This is a genomic window from Methanolacinia petrolearia DSM 11571, assembly GCF_000147875.1.
Lineage (GTDB): Archaea > Halobacteriota > Methanomicrobia > Methanomicrobiales > Methanomicrobiaceae > Methanolacinia > Methanolacinia petrolearia.
On sequence record NC_014507.1, the window covers coordinates 850983 to 869838 of the forward strand.

The window sequence follows — 18856 nt, forward strand, 5'->3', positions numbered from 1 at the left end:
TATTTGCCTCCAATGAAATATAATTATTCAAGTCTGGCGATTGCAGTGAAAATAAATTTCATGGGGTACCGCGGATCAATACAATGATCAATACAATAATATGATCCCCGGTGGAAAGACCGTAGCAGGAAAATCCGGAGGCCGTGATATCCATGCCCCATGTTGCAGAATTATATGATAAAATCGAGGAGGACGCCGTCAGGTGCAGGGTGTGCAGCCACAGGTGTAGGATCGGCGAAGGCAAAAGCGGGATCTGCGGGATGAGGAAAAACCGCGGCGGGACTCTCTACGCGGAAAATTACGCGAAAGTCGTCGCTGAAGCTGTAGATCCAATCGAGAAGAAGCCTCTCTACCATTTCCTTCCCGGGACGAATGTCTACTCACTCGGCGGACTGGGATGCAACTTCCACTGCACGCACTGCCAGAACTGGCAGATCTCGCAGGACCACGACCTGACCGGAATGTACAGGACTATTTCTCCGGAGGAAGGCGTCCGGCGGGCGGTCTCAACCCGGTGCCGGAGCATCGCGTGGACATACAACGAACCGACGATCTGGCACGAGTACGCAAAGGACATGGGAAATCTCGCGAAGAAGGAGTCCTTCGGGACGGTCTACGTGACCAACGGTTACATGACCGAGGAAGCCCTCGACGATCTCTCGCCAATGCTTGACGCATTCAGGGTGGACCTGAAGTCTTTCTCCGACGAATTCTACAAAAAGATCTGCGGTGCCCGTCTCCAGCCCGTCCTGGATTCGACGATCCGGGCGAAGGAGCTCGGTATGCATATAGAGACCGTCACTCTCGTGATCCCGGGTGTAAACGACAGCATGGAGGAGATGATGGCTCTTGTCGGCTGGGTGCTTGAAAGCCTCGGCCCGGACGTGCCCATGCACTTCACCGCCTTTCACCCGGATTTCAGGATGACCGGTGTTCCGCCGACACCCGTGAAGACGCTCGAGAAGATCCACGACATGGCTGTCGAAAAAGGCGTCCGGTATGTATATACAGGAAATGTCCCTACTAACCGGTACAACAATACTTACTGCCCTGAGTGCGGGAACCTGCTGATAGAGAGAGCCGGGTTTTCCGCCGGGATTTTAGGTCTTGAAGGGACAACCTGTAGCAAATGCGGTGCGAAGATCCCGATAGTGACTGATGTAAAATGATCTCTTCTTATTTTTTTGAACCATGAAAAATTCATTTCTGGCAGACAGGATGCTCGGAACGCTTGCGAAGTACCTGAGGTTTCTGGACTACGACACGCTCTCCGCCGATACGCTCGAGCCCGGAAACACCCGCGAGGACACGGTCCTGCTCGGGATCGCACGATCAGACGGGCGGATACTTCTTACGAGGGACAGGGAGCTCTCGTGCCGCGGGGGGGAGTGCGTATTCCTGGAGTCCGAAGACGCTGTAGGGCAGGTGAGGCAGCTCGTCGAGGAGGGCCTGATCGATCCCGACCTGACTCTCAGGATGCACCGGTGCTCGGTCTGCAACCATGTATTGCGGAAAGCGAAGCAGGACGAGATCGACGGATGTAGCTACGCCCCGAAGGATAAAGCAGGCAAAAAATTCGCATGGTGCCCTGTATGCGGCAGGCTCTACTGGATGGGGTCACATGCGGCAAATCTCGAAGAAAAACTGAAGGAGATCTCGCCCGGAAAGGGCGATTAAAATAGTCTAAAGCCAGCCTTTTTCTTTCCAGTAATCGTATTCGTGTGTCCACTCGTCCTTCTGGAATAAGACGAGATTCTTCATCCTCTCGTGCATCCCGTCGTGAAAAGCTTCCTGTTCCGGGTAGACTCTCTTCTCCGAGATAGCAGCGACGAGATCCTTTCCAAGTTCGTAGGATCTCCTGCAGGCATCTCCGAACGCCTCGTCTCCTTCGGCCAAAACCGCGTATGCGTCTCCTGTCGTGTTCGCGCCCATAACCTGGAGGGTGTTGTTCATGTAGTCGCAGACGATGTCTGCGTTTCCTCCTCCCGCGGTCGATACGGAAAATCCGTATTTACCGAGGAGCATCTGGCAGTGGACAACGTCGGGCATCCTGTCGAAGAGCGTCTTGAGCTGTGCAGTGACCGAGTTGATGTAAACCGGAGATCCCAGTATTATTCCGTCGCTTTCAAGGATCAGGTCGAGGATCTCCTCGTAATCGTCGCCCTGTATACAGCTTCCGGTGGAGTAGCAGGTGCTGCATCCTGTGCAGTAGCCGATATCCATCTCGGTGATGTCGATGAAAAGAACCTCCGCTCCCGCATCTTCGGCTCCCTTCAGAGCCGATTCAATCAGCCTGTAGGTGTTGCCTTTTTTCCCTCTCGGGCTACCGAGCAGTGCAAGTATTTTCATTTCTCGTCCCTCGAAATATCTACTTCCAGTTTATATGCAGTTCCGCATTCTCCGTTAAGACTGACCGAAAAGCCCTGGTGATCCCCTGCCTCGATCACTTCGAAGTATTTGCTGTAAGTATCAACGACTTCATTTGTCGAGGGATCGACAAGATTGCATCTTGCAACGACGTTCCGTGCGTCGTCCGCTCCGTTGTTCCTGACATCGACCGTCTCCACTCTGTAATAGCATGTCCCGTCCGACCTGTAGTGCTGTACCGGGCCGGACGAAAGTGAGTAGGTGAGACCTTCCGAATAGCCCGATGAGTCCCCGCCTGAAGACTGCGAGCCGGAATCCGTGCATCCTGCCGATACGAACAGGGCAAGCATTATGGCTGCGATAAGGAATAATCCGATCTTCATTTCTCCAACTCCTATATATGATATGACTTCGCCGGACAATTTATAAATATCCCGGAAAATGGAATTGATTTATCTTTCATTCGGTTGAAAATAAGATGGGAGAGTGAAGAATATATCAACAGGATCAATTATTCTTGCCGGAGGAGTCGGAACAAGGCTCTGGCCCCTTTCAAGAGAGCAGTTCCCGAAACAGTTCCTTAAACTGAACGGAGCATCGTTCTTCCAGGATACATATACAAGAGCCCTCAGGATCTCTTCCCCGGAGGAGATCGTAGTAGTTACGAACGAAAACTTCAGGTACCACGTGAAGAACCAGGTCGAGGAGCTGGGCTATTCGATAGATGACAGCCGGATCCTCCTCGAGAGCGAAGGGAAGAATACTCTCCCTGCAATAACATGGGGCGTTCGTGTTCTGTACGACATCTTCGGGGATATTCCGGTAGCCGTGTTCCCGAGCGATCACATACTCGATGAAAAGGCTATGGACATAATAAAGAATTCCGCCCCTCTTGCAAAAAAGAACCTCGTAGTGTTCGGGATTAAACCGACCGCCCCCCTCACCGGTTACGGCTACATAAAACCCGGGGAAGCCCTCGACGGGGGATTTGCCGTAAAAGAGTTCAAAGAGAAACCCGGCCCGGAAAAGGCGAAGGAGTATATGGACTCCGGTTACCTATGGAACAGCGGGATGTTCCTGTTCAGCCCGGAGGTCTTCTTCGAAGAGCTGAAGAAGTACCGGCCTGATATGTATGAAGAGTTCGAAAGACCTCATCCCGATTACTCCGGGGTCGAGTCGATCTCGATAGATTACGGCCTTCTCGAAGTATCCGACAGGGTCGCTGTCGTCCCGCTGGCCCTGAGATGGAACGATCTCGGGAGCTTCAGGGCCCTCTACGAAAACTCCGGAAAGGATGATAACGGGAATGCCGGTGATGCGGAGTTTGTCGGTTCTGAGAACAACTTCGTATATTCGAAGGATAAAAAGGTCGCAGTCCTCGGAATGACTAACACGGCGATTATCGACTCCGGTGATGCTCTTTTAGTCTGTGACCTTGATAATACGGAATCGGTAAAGGAGCTTGTGGGGATATACGCGAGCCGCGGCGATGACATCACCAAGTATCACCTGACCGTTCACCGTCCCTGGGGTTCGTACACGATACTCGAGTCAAAAGAATTCTTTAAAATAAAGAGAGTGACGGTAAATCCGATGAAATACCTATCTCTTCAGCTCCATCACCACCGGAGCGAACACTGGGTAGTCGTGAGCGGAACTGCAGAGGTGCAGCTCGGGGACAAGACCATGAATATATCGAGGGGGCAGAGCACATTTGTGGGTGAGGGTGTCGTTCACAGGCTCGGGAATCCCGGAAAGATTCCTCTCGAGGTGATCGAGATCCAGATCGGTGAGTACCTTGAAGAGGACGACATCGTCAGGTTCGACGACGATTTTGGAAGGGTTTAAAAAAATATAAAATAAAAAAATTGTTATTCTTTTTTCGGTTCTGCTGCATGTTCCGGAGTCAATGAATCGGCCTTTTTTATGAAGAAATAACCGGCTGTCAGTGCGAATACAACCACGCCGATTCCAAGAAGAATATCGTTCGTGATTGTCATCGGATCGATTATGATGATCTTTCTTGCGACGGCGATTATTGCAAGTATGATGACGATCTCGACCTGTATCTTCCGCGTCTCGAGGAACGATTTAATCGTCTCCATGAGTTCGAGGCCGATGAGGATTAACAGGAAGAACTCGAATGCCGCGAGAATTCCCTTCGTTTCGAGCTTTAACATCGTATCGTCAAAGAACAGTGCATCTATTATCAAATAGGCAAGTTCTAAGGTCGAAAAGATGAGGATTGCTATCAGTATCACCATGAGGATAAGATAGATCACGACCTCGATGTCGGTAATGCATTTTAGAACTTTCTTCTCCATCTGTACTCCTTTTATCGGTTGTGGATATATATTTTAATTGCCTTTTCTATCCGGAAAATGTTACTAATCCCGAATTCAAGATATTATGTGATATATAATGCCCCGGCAGAAGAGAAGAAAAAGCAGCGGCAACCCGTGCTTTCCAGGGGGAATTCCCGGGGGATTCGATGTAATAGGGGATATTGCGGTCGTAAACATCCCTGCTGAATATGAAGATTATTGTAGCGAGGTTGCCGCTTATATTGCCGGGAAAAGAAAGAATGTCAGGACGGTTCTCAACCGTACGGCTTCCGCAGGGAGCGACTTCAGGGTCCCCGGCTTTGAGGTAATCTACGGAGATCCCCGTACTGTAACGGTTCACAGGGAGTCCGGACTCTCTTACATGGTCGATCTTAAGGATTCATTCTTCAACCCGCGGCTCTGCACGGAGCGGATGCGGGTTGCTGCGATGGTAAACGGAAACGAGATAGTCCTTGTCCCTTTTGCCGGCGTAGGGCCGTTCGCGATCCTTCCTGCAAAAAGAGGTGCGAATGTTTATGCAGTCGAGATGAACCCGGCCGCCTGCGGGTGGCTCCGGAAGAACATGGAGTTAAACGATGCCAGCGGGAGCCTCGAGATCATACGCGGGGATGCACACGATATTCCTGATATTTTTTCTACTGAGTTCGACCGTGCAATCGTCCCAGCTCCCTATGGGTTTGAAGAGTCCCTGATCCTCTCCGCGTCCTGCGTGAAGAAAGGCGGATTCATTCATTTTTATACGTTCAAAAGACCTTCCGAGATCGACGGACTGAGGGAATCCTACGAAAGATCCGGTTTTGAAACCGTCTCCGTCCGGCGCTGCGGTAACGTTGCGAAGGGCGTTGCCAGGTGGGCGTTCGATCTCCGGAAGATCTGAAAGGAGAGATCAGAAACCATGAGCCGATGAGAGATTCTCCCCGTCTGCCGAACAGATCCCTGTTACTTTTTCATATATCGCCCGGTTTGAATTCCTGAGATATTCGGAATAATATTCCGCCCGGACCGGCCTGTCGATGGTCTTTAAGGGATCGAGAACTATCCATCCTTCTTCTGTCAATGCCTCTGCGAACTTGTGATCGTAGCCGTACATGATCACGAACCGTGTCGGAATATCCATCGTCCTGTTCACTAGAAATGCAACGGCCCGTGCATATTCGCTGCAGTTTCCTCTGCCGTCAACTGCGGTCAGCTTTTCGAGGCCGTTCATATCGAAGAGATAATGGTACAATAGCAGGTGAAATCTGTACACACCGTTTCCGGGAAAGATGCTCCGTACCGGAACCGGGTTCCTGATATCGTTTCCCGAAGATGAAAACGAATCGAGATATCGTGTCGATATATTCCATGCAGTTGCTGACTTGTCGTCCCCTGCCTGAAGCTGCTCTTTGGCAAACATTCTGTAATCCTTCTCGATCGTTCTGTATCCAGCCTCAATGTCGAGTATAAAAGTTGCCTGCGGTGCGAGCCACAGGATTATAATGATTCCCGCCAGCGGAAGGATTCCTTTTCCATCTTCCAGGTATCTCCACAAAAGAACAATCAGTACCGGAACCAGCAACGCGATCTCTATTGCGACTGCAAGGGGGAGCGGATGGTCTGCGGGAAAAATTATCAGGATATTCTGCAGGAGAAATAAGGCATAAGCTGAGACGATAACCACAGCGGTTCCTAAGAATACAAAGATAACTGTTCTCTTTAAGATGTCATCACTGATGGAAAAAGGCGGCATGATGCAGTCCTTAACGGACTATTGTCTCATCCCTGTCTATCTGTATTTTTATTGCGGCAAAAAAAGAGGTTTAACCGAGTCTCGATCTGAAGTCTTCGTAACCGAAGGTCCTTAGAACCTCGATCGAGTCTTTCTCCGGGTCCCAGAGAAGGATGTCCGGGAGCCTGATCCCGTTGAACGTGGTGTTCTTCACCATAGTATAGTGCGCCATGTCGGTAAAAGCCAGTTTGTCGCCGGGTTTCAGTTCGCAGTCGAAGGAATATGTCCCGATGTCGTCGCCGGAAAGGCAGCTCGGGCCGCCGAGCCTGTAGGTGTACTTCTTCTTTCCCGGCTTTGCGGATCCGACGATATACGGGCGGTAGGGCATCTCGAGTACGTCTGGCATATGAGCAGTTGCGGATGCGTCCACTATTGCGATCATTCCGTCATTGTCCTTGATATCGACGACCTCCGAGATCAGCCACCCGGCATTCAGGGCACAGGCTTCGCCGGGCTCGATATAGACCTCGCAGCCCCATTTCTTCCTGAACTCTTTTATGAGATCGATGAGGAGCCCGGTGTCGTAGTCCTTTCTCGTAATGTGGTGTCCGCCGCCGAAGTTGACCCATTTCATCCCGTCGAGATAGCTTGCAAATCTCTCCTCAAATGCATCGAGCGTTCTTTCGAGTGCATCGGCGTTGTTCTCACAGAGTGCATGGAAATGGAGCCCTTCGATCCCTTCGAAATCGAAATTCTCCAGTTCTCCCGCCCTGATGCCGAGCCTCGACCCCGGCCTGCACGGGTTGTATATCGCGGTCTCCACCTCGCAGTGCTCCGGGTTTACCCTGAGCCCGCAGGAGACCTTCTTCTCCGAATCGAGGATCGTCCGCTTATGCCTCTCCCACTGCGAGAGCGAGTTGAAGGAGAGGTGCGAGCACATCCTGATATACTCTTCAATCTCGCAGTCCTTGTATGCAGGCGAGAATGCATGCACCTCTCCGCCGAACTCCTCGAAGCCGAGCCTTGTCTCGTCGAGAGAGCTCGAACATGTACCTGAATAGTATTTGCTGATCTCAGGGAACACCGGCCATGCCGCAAATGCCTTCAGTGCAAGGAGCGCCTTTCCACCACTCTCTTTCGCGACCTCCGAGATGATCTCGCCGTTGCTCTTCAGTGCCGAGAGGTCGAGAAGGTAGCACGGTGTCTTAATCCCGGAGAGATCTGGCAGTAGCCCGGACCTTTCGTGTCTTAGATCGATCTTGCTCTTCATTTTTCAAAGGTCCGTAATCTTCCAGGGTAGCCCTCTTTCTCCAAGCTTTTCCAGGAAAGGAACAGGGTCAAACTGTTCCACGTTCCAGACGCCGGGTTTATTCCAGATCCCGCGGAGGAACATCTCTGCGCCGAGTGCCGCAGGCACTCCTGTAGTGTAGCTCACCGCCTGTGCCCCGACTTCGTTGTGAGCTTTTTCATGCTCGCAGACGTTGTAGATCATCTTTTTGATCCTCTTTCCATCTTTGAGCCCCTCGATGATGCAGCCTATGCTGGTCTTTCCCGTGTATCCTTCGGACAGGGACGAGGGATCGGGAAGGAGCTCCTTTAGGAATTTGAGCGGAATTATCTTGTGCCCTTCGAACTCCACCGGCTCTATCCCGGTCATCCCTACATTTCGGAGGACGCGGAGATGGGTCAGGTATTCGTCGGAGAACGTCATCCAGAATCGAATCCTCTTTAGGCCGGGAATATTTTTGACAAGGGACTCTTCCTCTTCATGGTAGAGCAGGTACGCCTTTTTCTCCCCCACCTCGGGAAAGTCGATTATCATCGATTCGGAGAGCGGTTCGATATACTTCCACTCTCCGTTTTCCCAATATTTTCCTTTCTGTGTAATTTCGCGGATATTAATCTCGGGGTTGAAGTTCGTTGCAAAAGGATGGCCGTGATCGCCGGCATTGCAGTCTACAATGTCGATATATTCGATGGTGTCGAAGATTTTGTCTCTTGCATATGCACAGAATAGATTCGTCACACCGGGATCGAATCCGCATCCGAGTATTGCAGTAAGCCCTTTTTCGGTGAATTGTTCCTGGTACGCCCATTGCCAGCTGTATTCGAATTTCGCCTCTTCGGGAGGTTCGTAATTTGCAGTATCGAGATATGAAACGCCGGTCCTGAGGCAGGCCTCCATAATAGTAAGGTCCTGGTAGGGAAGTGCGGTATTGATAACAATAGAAGGATTGGTCTTCGATATCAGTCCGATCAGTTCATCGACGCTGTCTGCATCGACCTTCTCGATTCGGATCTTTTGTCCGGTTCGTTTCCTGACCGATTCTGCAATTTCGATACATTTTTCACAAGTTCTGCTTGCAAGGGTTATTTCACTAAAAACATCCGGCTGTGCGGCGCATTTATGAACCACAACGCTGCCTACACCGCCGGCACCGATTATAAGGACTTTGTGCATTTATCAACTCCATATGACCAGCTCTGCACTATGAAGCAGAGCGACATGCAATAATTTATTATATTGATTGTCTTTGTAAGGAAAAAAAGTGGCGGTTTGATGTAAGTAAAGATAGAACGGCCGTTAAAATCTCAATCCGTGTAAATTAATCCCTTTTATCAGCCTTTTTTGGATTTGAATTTTAATTTACTGTTTTGACTATGCGGGGGCCTATAGGATCGAATGAGTAAAATAACGGATTGTCGAGCAGGTCCAGGGCATTTATACGCATGTCGATGAGGTTTTCATAGGAGAAAAGCTCTGTGCCGGCGTTGCCGATTTCTTCATCGGTGGCGTATGTTACCTGTATCCCGTTGAAGCTCTTCCGTGCATCGATTATCTGTTCCATGGTTGGATCTTGCCTTTTACGGATTATAATATTATCCGTTACTCGCATTTGGCATGTAGTTCGGGCTTGCAGAAGTCGGTTCTCTTTACTTCCGACCCGTCGTCTGTCACACCGTAATATTCAGGGTGGTTGAGCAGATCGCCGATGTTGATATTCATCTCCACGAGTTTTTCGTATGAAAACAGCTTCGACTCCGCATCGTCTCCGGAAAGCCAGATGACAAGAATTCCGTTATCGCTCTGGGTTGTCCTTAATATCGTTTTCATAGATCGAGATAAGGGAAGATGATATAACTAATTTTCTGATGATTAAGACCATGATTTTACTGGTATCTCCTATCTCCTGCCGCCGATATACTCGAAGTCTATATACCCTTTCTCCGGGCTGGTGGAGAGCAGGCGGACCTGCACCTTCTCGCCGACGTAGAGTTTCTCTCCGCCCTGAACCACCTTTCCTTCGACAGGCGGATCGAGGATACGTACGTATGTCCCTTTCTGTGATGCACCGGTAACCATCGCATCGAAGATCCTGCCAACACTTTTCTGGAGAAGAACTCCTGCCGCAGCTTTAAGCATGAATCTCTCGGCTTTCTTTGCCATCTGGTCCCTCTCCGAGAGCCAGTCGGAGAGCTCGTCGAGCTCCCTGTATTTGTAAGGGCTCTTTCTTCCGTCGAGAACGGATTTGACGAGTCTCTGGATGACGAGATCGACATAGCGCCTGTTCGGGGCGGTTCCGTGGGTGTAGTCCTTTACCGCAAGAGCAAAATGGCCGACCGGCTCTTTTCCCGGCCTGAAGGCGACGTATTCACCTGCTCCCATGAGTTTGACGATCGTAAGCGAAAGATCGGGGAACCGGTCGGGATCGCTTTCCCTCTGCCGGATGAGAAACTTCGACAGTGCCTTTCCGTCGGGTTCGCTCGGGAGTTTTTCGCCGAGTTCCATCGCGGTGAATACGATCCCGTCCCAGTGTTTGGGTGTCCTTACAATCCGGTGGATCATCGGGATTCCCGCCTTCTCAAGAAATGCGGTTATGGTCTTGTTGGCCGCGACCATGAACTCCTCGATCAGGTTGCGGGCGGAGTTCTGTTTCTGCTCCACTATCTCCGCCACCTGGTTTCCGTTCATAACAACCTCGGCCTCCGGCGTCTCCAGTTCAAGAGAACCGCTCCTTCTCCGGAATTCCTTCAGCCGCTTTGCCGCCTCGTACTGGAGTTTCACCTGCTTTGCCAGGCCCGGGATCTCTGCAAAATTCCCCGGCGCCGGTCCGGTCCCTTCGAGCCAGTCGCCGACTTCTTCATAAATTAATTTGGCGCTGTTTGCCACAAGCGCCCTGTAGAGTTCCCCGTATCTCACCGAGCCGTCGAGGAGGACCGCGTATTCTATTACTATTGCGGAGTGCCAGTCGTCGGGGAGAAGGGACGAGATCCCTTTCGAGAGCCTGTCGGGAAGCATCGGGAACGTTTTTACTCCCGTATAGACCGAAGTTCCGTTGAATGCCGCGAATCTGTCGGTCTCCGAGTTCTTATGAACAAAAATGTCGACGTCCGCGATCGCGACCTTTACATTGATCTCGCCGTTTTCTCCTCTCTCGCAGTATTCTATCTGGTCGAGGTCCATCGAGTCGTAGTTGTCGATCGAGGACCACATCAGGCGTCTCAGATCTTTTATTCCGGGACTGTTTGTATTGTATTCACGTTCATCTTTTTCGATCGAATCGGTCTCCCTTATCACCGTTGCGGGATAGAACGGATTGAACCCGTATCTCTCCATTGTTTCGTATGCAATTGCTTCAAGATTGACCCTGCTGCTCATTTTCCCGTCACTGCAAAGAGATTCGTTTCAGTGCTTAAATACTGACCGGACAGAACATGCCTCAGCTCCTCCTGCAAAGCATATATCCCACGGACAGCAATTGCTAGATATGGAACAAATATCCTGGATCTTTCTTCCGGACCCGGAGGATACCCCCGGGGCGGCAGCGAGAAAAAAGGTGATTTTCTTCCTGGTTCTTGCGTTTGCCTTAAGCGCAGTCGGCTGGGTCTTTGTTACAAAATACACAGCTTCCGGAGATCGCTCAGGTCTGGTTCTGGCTACAGTATTCACGATGTGGTGCCCTGGTTTTGCCGGGCTGCTTACCCGTTTTTATTTCCAGAGAAACCTGAAGGGATTCGGATTCTGTATCGGGGATTACAAATGGCAGATCATTTCCTTCGGGCTTCCTGTGGCGGTCGGCCTGCTGATCTTCGGGGCAGCATGGGTTTCCGGCATAGCCGGATTCAACTCTTATATGGCATCGACAGTCTTCAGTCTCGCGTATATCCCGGCCTTTGTTTATGCACTTGGCTTCAATATTTTTGCTGCCGCAGGAGAGGAGATCGGCTGGAGAGGTCTCCTGGTTCCTGAAATGGCGAAGTTCATGGGATTTACCGAACTTGCGCTGATCAGCGGTGTGATATGGACTGTCTGGCATCTTCCCCTGATACTCTTCTCGACTTACAACGGGGCAGGTCCGCTGTGGTATTCGGTTCTCGTATTCATTCCATCCGTCATGGGCGCCGGCCTTATACTTGCATGGCTGAGGCTGAAATCCGGAAGCGTTCTTACGGCGATCCTTTTTCACGGTTTCTGGAACTATTTCATCCAGCAGTTCTATCCTTCGCTCACCGTCCCGACACCTGCGTCTGATATGATGCTGGGTGAATTCGGGTGGGCGTGTCCCATTGCTTACGTGCTGCTGGCGATTGTGTTCTGGCATTACCGCTCAGGTCTTCCGGCCGGAATCAAATGAAAATCGATATATCTTATTAATTTTCAGTGGAAAAATAAAATTCTCCTTAATTTTTTGTTATATTTGATTTTAAGCGAAATATGTCCTGTAATATTTATGGAACTTCTCAGGTTGCAAAAGTATTATATCCTATCTTTCCCTTCCCTCCACTATAAACAGAGGTGAAAGCAGATGAAGTTGTATAAAAAAATAATCGATGAAGCGATGGGTGCGCAGCGTGCGGATCTCTCTGTTCTCCAGAGGAAACGCGGGCAGAAGTTTGAGGTGAAGGACGGCAAACCGTATGTGGATGCCGTGAACAAGATGAAGGCCGGTGAGGGTCAGTCGGAGGCTGTTATCGATCTTCACGTCAAGTCGGTAAATGCCCACTATGACACTCTTACGTCCCTCACGAACTATGTCCGGCCGGAGGACGACCCGTTCGTCGAACATTACCAGACACCGGCGATCCTTGAGATCCTCTACGATCTCGACGAGAGCTTCCGGAAAAGTGTGGATAAGTTCATCGAAGAGATCGCAAAATCCGAGGCTTTGATCGGCCTCGAATCGGCGAGGAGGTATGCAGGATTCTACGGTCCGACCTGTGTCGTGGATTTCGCACTCATCCCCGGGAGCACATCCAATGTAGTGAACCAGATCCTGAAAAAGACGGATATCCCGACAGATCACAAGAAAGCAATCCTTGCGGCGAAGTCGTGGGGAATGAATACGTCCTACGGTGTGGGAGACGTATTCGCTCACGATATCGAGAACGGCGGAACTCTTGCCGCAGCGGTTGACAAGGAGATCAACGAGCTCCAGTTCATCTACGACGAACCGATGGCTGCACAGGTCAAACTGATGGAGTCCGCCGGAATGAGCTCGTTCGACCCGGCGAAGTACATGGAGGAGTACAGGCGCAAGATGGAGCCTTTTGTCAAAAAAGCGATCGACGACGAGGTTCATTATGCAAACATCGTGACTGTTCCTGCCTATTGTGTCGGTGATATCGCCCATCATATTGCACAGTCGACCTTCAACATGTGCAAGGACGACATGGTGATGGGAATTATCGAGGCAGGGACCGACGTCATGGAGAATACTCTCCGCCAGAATATCGACAAGTTCAGAGGTTACGATCAGCTCCTCGCTCTTGCGACGGGATCTACCGCCGCTGCGGCCGAATACATCCTCGAACTCGACGGGTTCAACGGTCCTGCGGTCGTGGAATTCCTGACGAGAAGGTTCCATAACTTTGTCCAGCTCTACCCGACGAGGGGCGCGGCTGCGGAACTTCACAACTGCGACTTCATGGATATGATCTTCCGCGGCTGGAACATCATGGATCATGCCAGAAAGGCAAAGGCAGGATCGGATGCACCGCTGACTCCGAAGGTGTCCGGTCTCCCGATCGATTTGTCGCCCGTCGACAATCATGACGTGATCCAGAATCCGCAGAGGTACGTATACCCCGCCTGTGCGATCACGGTCAGGTTTGCGGCCATGATGAGCCTCGCCGACTACCCGTGTCTCCTTACGTCCGAACCGGTAACTGCGACGATGATGACGAACCTCATCGCACTAGACAAAAAGACGGCGGCAGCCCCTGTCCGTGCATGCAAGAACTGTGCCTCGGCCTCTTGCGTCGACTTCAGACACCAGTACTGCCAGTACAGGGACGCGGTTTGAAAGGGTGAGAGGGCTGTATCATGAAGTGCTATATCTGCGCCGAACAGGGGAAGGATACCGAAGCGGTCGCGATCTGCATCGTCTGCGGAATGGGGCTTTGCATGAAGCATGCGATCCGCGAGGAGCAGGAGGTCTGGGAGGGAGGTTATCCCTTCCCATCCAAAAAGGTATCAAAGACGCTCCCAAGAATCCTGTGCCCCTACTGCTCTGAAGCGATTAAGGGGAAGTGATCCGGATGGTATCGCTTTTTAAGCGTTCGGTCGCCGAACTGATCGGGACTCTGCTCCTGGTCTATTTTGGTGCGGGTGCGGCGGCGATGACCCTGATGCTGGTCGAAGGAGAAGAGACTCCCAATGTCTTCAATATCGGCATTGGTCTGTTGGGTGGACTTGGCGACTGGCTCGCCATAGGACTTGCATTCGGTATCACCGTGATGGCGGTGATCTATATGTTCGGCAGGGTCTCGGGTGCACATATCAACCCGGCGGTGTCGATCGGCCTCTGGGTGAAGGGCCTATTTCCTACAAAGGATATGGTCGCATATGTCGTCGCACAGTTCATAGGTGCCCTTGCGGGGAGCATCCTTTTCGCACTGTCTGTCGGCCCCGAAGCGATTACTGTGGGCGGCCTGGGTGCAACCGCTCCGTTCACCGGCATAACTGTCTGGGAGGCCCTCCTTGCAGAGATCATCGGGACATTCCTTCTAATGACCATTATCATGGGAGCGGCTGTCGATGAAAAAGCACCGCCGGGATTCGCCGGTCTTGCAATCGGGCTTACGGTCGCAGGAATCATCACGACGATCGGCAATATCTCAGGTGCATCAATCAATCCCGCACGTTCGTTCGGACCGATGATTGCGGATCTGCTCTTTGGCGGCCCTAATGTCGTCGGGGTGTACTGGATCTATGTCGCAGGACCGATCATTGGAGCAGTCCTCGCGGTGTTCCTGTATTCCTGGATTGTAAAGGAAGACGAACCGGCAGGGAAAGCTGCATGATCGTTCCTTAGGGAACGGATCAAAACCCTTTTTTTATCGTATCTTTAATTCCTGTAATACGGATTTGAAAATTATGAATACCAATACAGAGAATGACATGCCGGGAGATCTCCCGGAGTACAGGGAATTTGTTATCCGGTCGGTTGGAATCGTCAGGAACAGTGTGGAAAAGCCCTTTCTTGTTGCCGATAAGAACGGCCTTGAGATGCAGGGCGGAAATGATGAGAATGTCTCGCAGATCCGGAGCAGGAGGGACGAGATCTCAGAGATAATCGTCGATGAAAAGTACGAAGAACTCCTTGAAGGAGTCGAGGATTATTCGCATCTCGTCGTTCTCTTCTGGGGCCATGAGGTGACGAATGAGGGACGGAATCTTAAGAAGATACACCCGATGGGAAGAAAGGACTACCCGGAGAAAGGTATATTCTGCACGTGCAGTCCTGCGAGGCCCAATCCAGTTCTGGTGACCGTCGTGAAACTCCATGCCAGGAAGGGAAACATCCTCGAGGTCTCGGGCTTCGATGCGATCGACAAGAGTCCGGTGATCGATATCAAGCCCTTCGTGCAGGATTCCCTCCCTAAGGACGGCGTGAAGACCGCCTGGTGGATGGAGGAGCTTCACAAAGAGATCGATGAAAAGAGAAAAAGTTGATTTCAGACTGTGGACGCCTGGGGTCTGGGTATGGAGAAAGTTAACAGCCTGATTATTTTCCAAAGCTGACTGCAGGTAATTTAGATCAAAGATCTTTTTTTAATGAGGCCGGTATTTGTGAGCATTTGATACATATACTGGAAATGATCGGAATTATTATACGCTATAATGCCGAGAATGTCTTTAAGCCTTGTTCAGTTTTGAGCGGGTTTATCCGGATGATTTTGCAGGCTGCACGGATCCGACTTAGGATTTCTCATGAAACAGGGCCTGGAACGACTGTTTCAGCTGTGGTTTCCTGCAGGATTGTGAACAGAATGAGGGGAATCCCTTTCTGATTCTCCTTTTCTGGGAATGATTACTGTTTTGTTTTGAATTTTTATTTTATTGGTCGGTTTGTTTTCTGATTTATTTGGTCTTACTGTGGGGCAATTGCCTACAGGATATGACCGTGGGAGAGAAAAGACAATGTAATGAGAACTAAACCTGTGATCATCAATAAAAAAGAAAGGATTGTGTTTTTATTTTTCATATGAGGATCACCGGAGATCCATCCTCATGAATTTCACGTAAGCTATTCCGAAGAAGGCTATGGGATATGCAATCAGAAAGAGGATATAGCCCCAGATTCTTCCCAGCATGTCAGGGAGAGTGGGATCCCTTCCTGAGTCGAATTCTGTTTCTCCGTCATATTCTGTCAAGAAGAGAGTCTGTTTTGGCGTGGTCAAAGCTGTTGCGGTCTTATGATAATTAGTCTTAATAGATAGGTAATATACAATATTTGTGAGTTCTGTGGATTTTTGGTAGTAATCAGCTGAATCGTCCGAATTTATGGAAGGTACCGGCCCCATTATTACATCAACTGCGAAACTGCCTGTTGAAAAGATGACGTTTGTCAAAATGAGAAGCAGTAACAGTGAATAAATAAAAGAGATCCCGCTAGTCTTTGAAAAAGCAGAAACCATAATCGACATCACAAAGATCCCGGACAGGTAGAGGATCGTTACCAGCCAGAATACAAATATGAAACCCAGTTCATCAAGGCCCGGTACAATACTGTATATTAACATAATTCCAAGAGTAAGCACGAAGACGATTGTTACTGCAAGGATTATTGCCATAATCCCTCCGAGCGCCTTGCCGTTTATTACCTCGTCCCTGTAAACCGGAACAGAGAGTATAGCCTTGATCGATCCGGTTTCTCTCTCTTTTGTTATAAGATCAAATCCTAAAGCGATAGCAATTATCGATCCGAATATGGAACTGCCTGCAACTCCTGACCTGATACCGTCAAAGACATTTATCGGCTTTGGGAGGCCGAATAATGAATATCCAAGGAATTCGTTGTATTTTGCAAGATCTTCAAAATAACTGTCAATGTTTTTGAATACATAGATCCCGGTTATCGTCAGCATTAAGAATAAAAGAGCAAGAAATTTCCTGCTTGTGACATGATCCTGAAATTCCTTGTATCCTATCAGAATAATTCTTTTAAAATCCATTACGAAAACTCACCTCAGATCCACACGCATGAATTTCACGTAGGCAATACCGAAGAACACAATAGGCCACATGATAAAAACAATAATCTTGATCCATTTATCACCGATAATTCCCAGAAGCGAGGGTTTTTTGCTTCCTTCTGCAATATCAGGATTTAATGAATATTCTTCAAAACCAAGCTGGTTAATTACATAATGAGATGGCATCGTGATGGGGCTGGCTATTTCATTGTAGACACTATCTATGGAGAACATATTGAAAAAATCCCTGACATCCGACTTTTTCTGTTCGTACACTTCCTGCAATTGTGAATCGGATTCATAACCCATATCTGTCGGTTCAGTTCCGAGTAAATATGTTCCTAATCCGCCTCCTCCGACAGGAATTATGTACAACAGTATAAACAGGATGATCAGGGAGATGATGAGGGCACTGCTGCTGCTGCTCTTTGCCAATACTGAAGACATTAGCGCCATTGAAAAAAAGGTTGTCATATAAAGAAGAGTTAAAAGCCATATAATTCCAATCAGAAAGATTTCCTCTAAGTTTGGAACAATACTGATAATCAGGAATAATGCAAGAATTGTCAGAAATCCCGCCATTGTTATAATCGTGAGCGTGATTATTCCGCCGATCGCCTTGCCGTTTATTAGTTCGTCCCTGTACAGTGGTTGTGAGAGTATGGTCTTTAGAGATCTTCCTTCCCGTTCGCCTGCTATAAGATCAAAACCTATTGCAATTCCTATGATCGCGCCAAGACCCTCAAGACCTACTGAATTAGTTATTTTATTAAATACGTAGAGTATTGACGGCATGAAAAGATCGCCGCCTTCTCCGTTTTTATAATTTTCAAGAGCATTATAATAATCGGTGACACCGTTTGCAGCCGCAACCCCAAGTACAAGGCATGTTATTATGAGTATGAGGAGGAATCGTCTGCTTGTTACATGGTCGGATAACTCTTTTTGCGAGATAATCGCGAGTCTTGTGAGATCCAATACCTATTCCCTCCTGTAAACCTTGAGGAATAAGTCTTCAAGTACCGGCCGGTCAAGATACATCTCAGTTATCCCCGAGCAGTGATCTTTCAGTTTTTCTGCAAGGACAGGCCGGATGTCTGTTTGGACTGATATCTCTATGCTGTCATCTGTCCTTTCGATCTCAAGAATGTCGGGATTTTTAATCGACTCAATTTCAGTGTAAAGGTCAGGGTTTATGGATTTGATAACGATTTTCTGCTTTGTGCCGCTCTGCCTGATGAGTTCGTCTTCGACTTCTTCGACAGATCCCTTTGCAACAAGTCTTCCCTGTGAGATTATTCCGAGAGTAGTACATACCGCCCGGACTTCTGAAAGAATATGCGAGCATATAAGGACGGTTTTCCCCTCCTTTTCAAGCTCTTTTATGATCTCCCTGTACCTCAGAACACCCTCCGGGTCAAGGTTAGCGGTTGGTTCGTCGAGGATCACTACTTTCGGGTCGTTTAAAAGTGCAAGGGCGAGCCCGAGCCTCTGGTTCATTCCTCTTGAATATTCGCCGACTTTCTGAGTGACCCCGTTCAACCTGACGCTTTTTAAGAGTCTCTCGATCCGATCTTCCCTCTCGCTTTTTTCAATCGGGTAGAATTTTCCGAGGTAGTCGAGATTCTCATACCCGGTGAGATTCCTATAGAATCCGACATCTTCAGGGAGATAGCCGAGGATCTCCTTTCCTTTTAGAGGGTTTAATGCGACATTGACCCCTTCTATCGTGCATGTGCCGGATGTGGGTTCGATCATTCCCGTAAGCATTAGGATGGTCGTGCTTTTCCCCGCCCCGTTAGGACCGAGGAACCCGAATACTTCTCCGTCTTCTACTTCGAGATTCAGGTTGTCGACTGCATTTTTTCCATTGTATTCTTTGGTAAGCTTTTCAGTTTTTATCATTTTCTACCCCCCTATGCAATTGAGTTTTATTGTAATGGGTTGCCTTCTATGA

The 18856-nt window shown here is 49.5% G+C and carries 21 protein-coding genes; 9 read left to right on the forward strand and 12 right to left on the reverse strand.

Annotated features, from left to right (window positions below):
* Positions 1 to 152 precede the first annotated feature (152 nt).
* Both amrS and MPET_RS04265 read left to right on the forward strand, forming a co-directional pair.
* A complete protein-coding gene (amrS, locus tag MPET_RS04260) occupies positions 153 to 1169 on the forward strand; it encodes an AmmeMemoRadiSam system radical SAM enzyme (protein ID WP_013328784.1) in 1017 nt (338 codons plus the stop codon).
* 22 nt (positions 1170 to 1191) lie between these two features.
* On the forward strand, positions 1192 to 1677 hold the full coding sequence (locus tag MPET_RS04265; RefSeq protein ID WP_013328785.1) for a Mut7-C RNAse domain-containing protein: 486 nt from the start codon (positions 1192 to 1194) through the stop codon (positions 1675 to 1677).
* 6 nt (positions 1678 to 1683) lie between these two features.
* Here MPET_RS04265 and MPET_RS04270 read toward each other — a convergent pair whose 3' ends face one another.
* Together MPET_RS04270 and MPET_RS04275 are read right to left on the reverse strand one after the other, a co-directional pair.
* Complete coding sequence (locus tag MPET_RS04270) at positions 1684 to 2349, reverse strand: flavodoxin family protein (protein WP_013328786.1); 666 nt, start codon at positions 2347 to 2349, stop codon at positions 1684 to 1686.
* Positions 2346 to 2750 (reverse strand): hypothetical protein, encoded by a 405-nt coding sequence (locus MPET_RS04275; protein WP_013328787.1) that lies wholly within the window; start codon positions 2748 to 2750, stop codon positions 2346 to 2348. The genes MPET_RS04270 and MPET_RS04275 overlap by 4 nt, the downstream gene beginning before the upstream one ends.
* Positions 2751 to 2853: 103 nt before the next feature.
* Between MPET_RS04275 and MPET_RS04280 the strand changes: the two genes are divergently transcribed.
* Entirely contained in the window at positions 2854 to 4215 is a 1362-nt protein-coding gene (locus tag MPET_RS04280) for a mannose-1-phosphate guanylyltransferase/mannose-6-phosphate isomerase (protein WP_013328788.1), read from the forward strand.
* 23 nt (positions 4216 to 4238) lie between these two features.
* Here MPET_RS04280 and MPET_RS04285 read toward each other — a convergent pair whose 3' ends face one another.
* Complete coding sequence (locus tag MPET_RS04285) at positions 4239 to 4691, reverse strand: phosphate-starvation-inducible PsiE family protein (RefSeq protein WP_013328789.1); 453 nt, start codon at positions 4689 to 4691, stop codon at positions 4239 to 4241.
* A 97-nt stretch (positions 4692 to 4788) separates the two neighbouring features.
* On the opposite strand from MPET_RS04285, the gene MPET_RS04290 reads away from it, so the two are divergent.
* Positions 4789 to 5589, forward strand: a complete 801-nt coding sequence (locus MPET_RS04290; protein WP_013328790.1) for a class I SAM-dependent methyltransferase — start codon at positions 4789 to 4791, stop codon at positions 5587 to 5589.
* A 9-nt stretch (positions 5590 to 5598) separates the two neighbouring features.
* On the opposite strand, the gene MPET_RS04295 is transcribed toward MPET_RS04290, so the two are convergent.
* From MPET_RS04295 to MPET_RS04320, 6 genes are all read right to left on the reverse strand, one after another.
* Entirely contained in the window at positions 5599 to 6441 is an 843-nt protein-coding gene (locus MPET_RS04295; protein ID WP_013328791.1) for a transglutaminase domain-containing protein, read from the reverse strand.
* 70 nt (positions 6442 to 6511) lie between these two features.
* Positions 6512 to 7690: a carboxynorspermidine decarboxylase gene (gene nspC, locus MPET_RS04300; RefSeq protein ID WP_013328792.1), complete on the reverse strand. Its 1179-nt coding sequence runs from the start codon at positions 7688 to 7690 to the stop codon at positions 6512 to 6514.
* A 3-nt stretch (positions 7691 to 7693) separates the two neighbouring features.
* Positions 7694 to 8881: a saccharopine dehydrogenase family protein gene (locus tag MPET_RS04305; RefSeq protein ID WP_013328793.1), complete on the reverse strand. Its 1188-nt coding sequence runs from the start codon at positions 8879 to 8881 to the stop codon at positions 7694 to 7696.
* Positions 8882 to 9062: 181 nt separating this feature from the next.
* Positions 9063 to 9269, reverse strand: coding sequence for a hypothetical protein (locus MPET_RS04310; protein WP_013328794.1), 207 nt, complete (start codon positions 9267 to 9269; stop codon positions 9063 to 9065).
* A 38-nt stretch (positions 9270 to 9307) separates the two neighbouring features.
* Positions 9308 to 9535, reverse strand: a complete 228-nt coding sequence (locus tag MPET_RS04315; protein ID WP_013328795.1) for a hypothetical protein — start codon at positions 9533 to 9535, stop codon at positions 9308 to 9310.
* 69 nt (positions 9536 to 9604) lie between these two features.
* Positions 9605 to 11080 (reverse strand): RNB domain-containing ribonuclease, encoded by a 1476-nt coding sequence (locus MPET_RS04320; protein WP_013328796.1) that lies wholly within the window; start codon positions 11078 to 11080, stop codon positions 9605 to 9607.
* A gap of 109 nt (positions 11081 to 11189) precedes the next feature.
* Here MPET_RS04320 and MPET_RS04325 point away from each other — a divergent pair, with 109 nt between their 5' ends.
* The 5 genes from MPET_RS04325 to tsaA all read left to right on the forward strand — a co-directional run bounded on the left by MPET_RS04325 (position 11190) and on the right by tsaA (position 15376).
* Positions 11190 to 12056: a CPBP family intramembrane glutamic endopeptidase gene (locus tag MPET_RS04325; RefSeq protein WP_013328797.1), complete on the forward strand. Its 867-nt coding sequence runs from the start codon at positions 11190 to 11192 to the stop codon at positions 12054 to 12056.
* Positions 12057 to 12227: 171 nt separating this feature from the next.
* On the forward strand, positions 12228 to 13724 hold the full coding sequence (locus tag MPET_RS04330) for a DUF2193 domain-containing protein (protein ID WP_013328798.1): 1497 nt from the start codon (positions 12228 to 12230) through the stop codon (positions 13722 to 13724).
* 20 nt (positions 13725 to 13744) lie between these two features.
* Positions 13745 to 13954 carry a DUF2180 family protein gene (locus tag MPET_RS04335; protein ID WP_013328799.1) on the forward strand — a complete coding sequence of 70 codons (210 nt, stop codon included), beginning with the start codon at positions 13745 to 13747 and terminating at the stop codon, positions 13952 to 13954.
* 5 nt (positions 13955 to 13959) lie between these two features.
* Positions 13960 to 14724: an MIP/aquaporin family protein gene (locus tag MPET_RS04340; RefSeq protein ID WP_013328800.1), complete on the forward strand. Its 765-nt coding sequence runs from the start codon at positions 13960 to 13962 to the stop codon at positions 14722 to 14724.
* Between the two features lie 73 nt (positions 14725 to 14797).
* A complete protein-coding gene (gene tsaA / locus MPET_RS04345) occupies positions 14798 to 15376 on the forward strand; it encodes a tRNA (N6-threonylcarbamoyladenosine(37)-N6)-methyltransferase TrmO (protein WP_013328801.1) in 579 nt (192 codons plus the stop codon).
* A 539-nt stretch (positions 15377 to 15915) separates the two neighbouring features.
* Here the strand turns inward: tsaA and MPET_RS04350 are convergent.
* From MPET_RS04350 to MPET_RS04360, 3 genes are read right to left on the reverse strand one after another with little or no spacing between them, the layout of a single operon-like run.
* Complete coding sequence (locus MPET_RS04350; RefSeq protein WP_013328802.1) at positions 15916 to 16878, reverse strand: ABC transporter permease subunit; 963 nt, start codon at positions 16876 to 16878, stop codon at positions 15916 to 15918.
* Positions 16879 to 16887: 9 nt separating this feature from the next.
* Complete coding sequence (locus MPET_RS04355) at positions 16888 to 17877, reverse strand: ABC transporter permease (RefSeq protein WP_013328803.1); 990 nt, start codon at positions 17875 to 17877, stop codon at positions 16888 to 16890.
* Between the two features lie 3 nt (positions 17878 to 17880).
* Positions 17881 to 18804, reverse strand: coding sequence for an ABC transporter ATP-binding protein (locus tag MPET_RS04360; protein WP_013328804.1), 924 nt, complete (start codon positions 18802 to 18804; stop codon positions 17881 to 17883).
* Between the last annotated feature and the right edge of the window lie 52 nt (positions 18805 to 18856).

Coding starts and splice junctions, on each gene's coding strand:
- MPET_RS04275 (WP_013328787.1), bottom strand. CDS start 2,750: ATGAAGATCGGATTATTCCTTATCGCAGCCATAATGCTTGCCCTGTTC.
- MPET_RS04330 (WP_013328798.1), top strand. CDS start 12,228: ATGAAGTTGTATAAAAAAATAATCGATGAAGCGATGGGTGCGCAGCGT.
- MPET_RS04295 (WP_013328791.1), bottom strand. CDS start 6,441: ATGCCGCCTTTTTCCATCAGTGATGACATCTTAAAGAGAACAGTTATC.
- MPET_RS04265 (WP_013328785.1), top strand. CDS start 1,192: ATGAAAAATTCATTTCTGGCAGACAGGATGCTCGGAACGCTTGCGAAG.
- amrS (WP_013328784.1), top strand. CDS start 153: ATGCCCCATGTTGCAGAATTATATGATAAAATCGAGGAGGACGCCGTC.
- MPET_RS04335 (WP_013328799.1), top strand. CDS start 13,745: ATGAAGTGCTATATCTGCGCCGAACAGGGGAAGGATACCGAAGCGGTC.
- MPET_RS04290 (WP_013328790.1), top strand. CDS start 4,789: ATGCCCCGGCAGAAGAGAAGAAAAAGCAGCGGCAACCCGTGCTTTCCA.
- MPET_RS04305 (WP_013328793.1), bottom strand. CDS start 8,881: ATGCACAAAGTCCTTATAATCGGTGCCGGCGGTGTAGGCAGCGTTGTG.
- nspC (WP_013328792.1), bottom strand. CDS start 7,690: ATGAAGAGCAAGATCGATCTAAGACACGAAAGGTCCGGGCTACTGCCA.
- MPET_RS04320 (WP_013328796.1), bottom strand. CDS start 11,080: ATGAGCAGCAGGGTCAATCTTGAAGCAATTGCATACGAAACAATGGAG.
- MPET_RS04325 (WP_013328797.1), top strand. CDS start 11,190: ATGGAACAAATATCCTGGATCTTTCTTCCGGACCCGGAGGATACCCCC.
- MPET_RS04285 (WP_013328789.1), bottom strand. CDS start 4,691: ATGGAGAAGAAAGTTCTAAAATGCATTACCGACATCGAGGTCGTGATC.
- MPET_RS04315 (WP_013328795.1), bottom strand. CDS start 9,535: ATGAAAACGATATTAAGGACAACCCAGAGCGATAACGGAATTCTTGTC.
- MPET_RS04270 (WP_013328786.1), bottom strand. CDS start 2,349: ATGAAAATACTTGCACTGCTCGGTAGCCCGAGAGGGAAAAAAGGCAAC.
- MPET_RS04340 (WP_013328800.1), top strand. CDS start 13,960: ATGGTATCGCTTTTTAAGCGTTCGGTCGCCGAACTGATCGGGACTCTG.
- MPET_RS04310 (WP_013328794.1), bottom strand. CDS start 9,269: ATGGAACAGATAATCGATGCACGGAAGAGCTTCAACGGGATACAGGTA.
- MPET_RS04360 (WP_013328804.1), bottom strand. CDS start 18,804: ATGATAAAAACTGAAAAGCTTACCAAAGAATACAATGGAAAAAATGCA.
- tsaA (WP_013328801.1), top strand. CDS start 14,798: ATGAATACCAATACAGAGAATGACATGCCGGGAGATCTCCCGGAGTAC.
- MPET_RS04350 (WP_013328802.1), bottom strand. CDS start 16,878: ATGGATTTTAAAAGAATTATTCTGATAGGATACAAGGAATTTCAGGAT.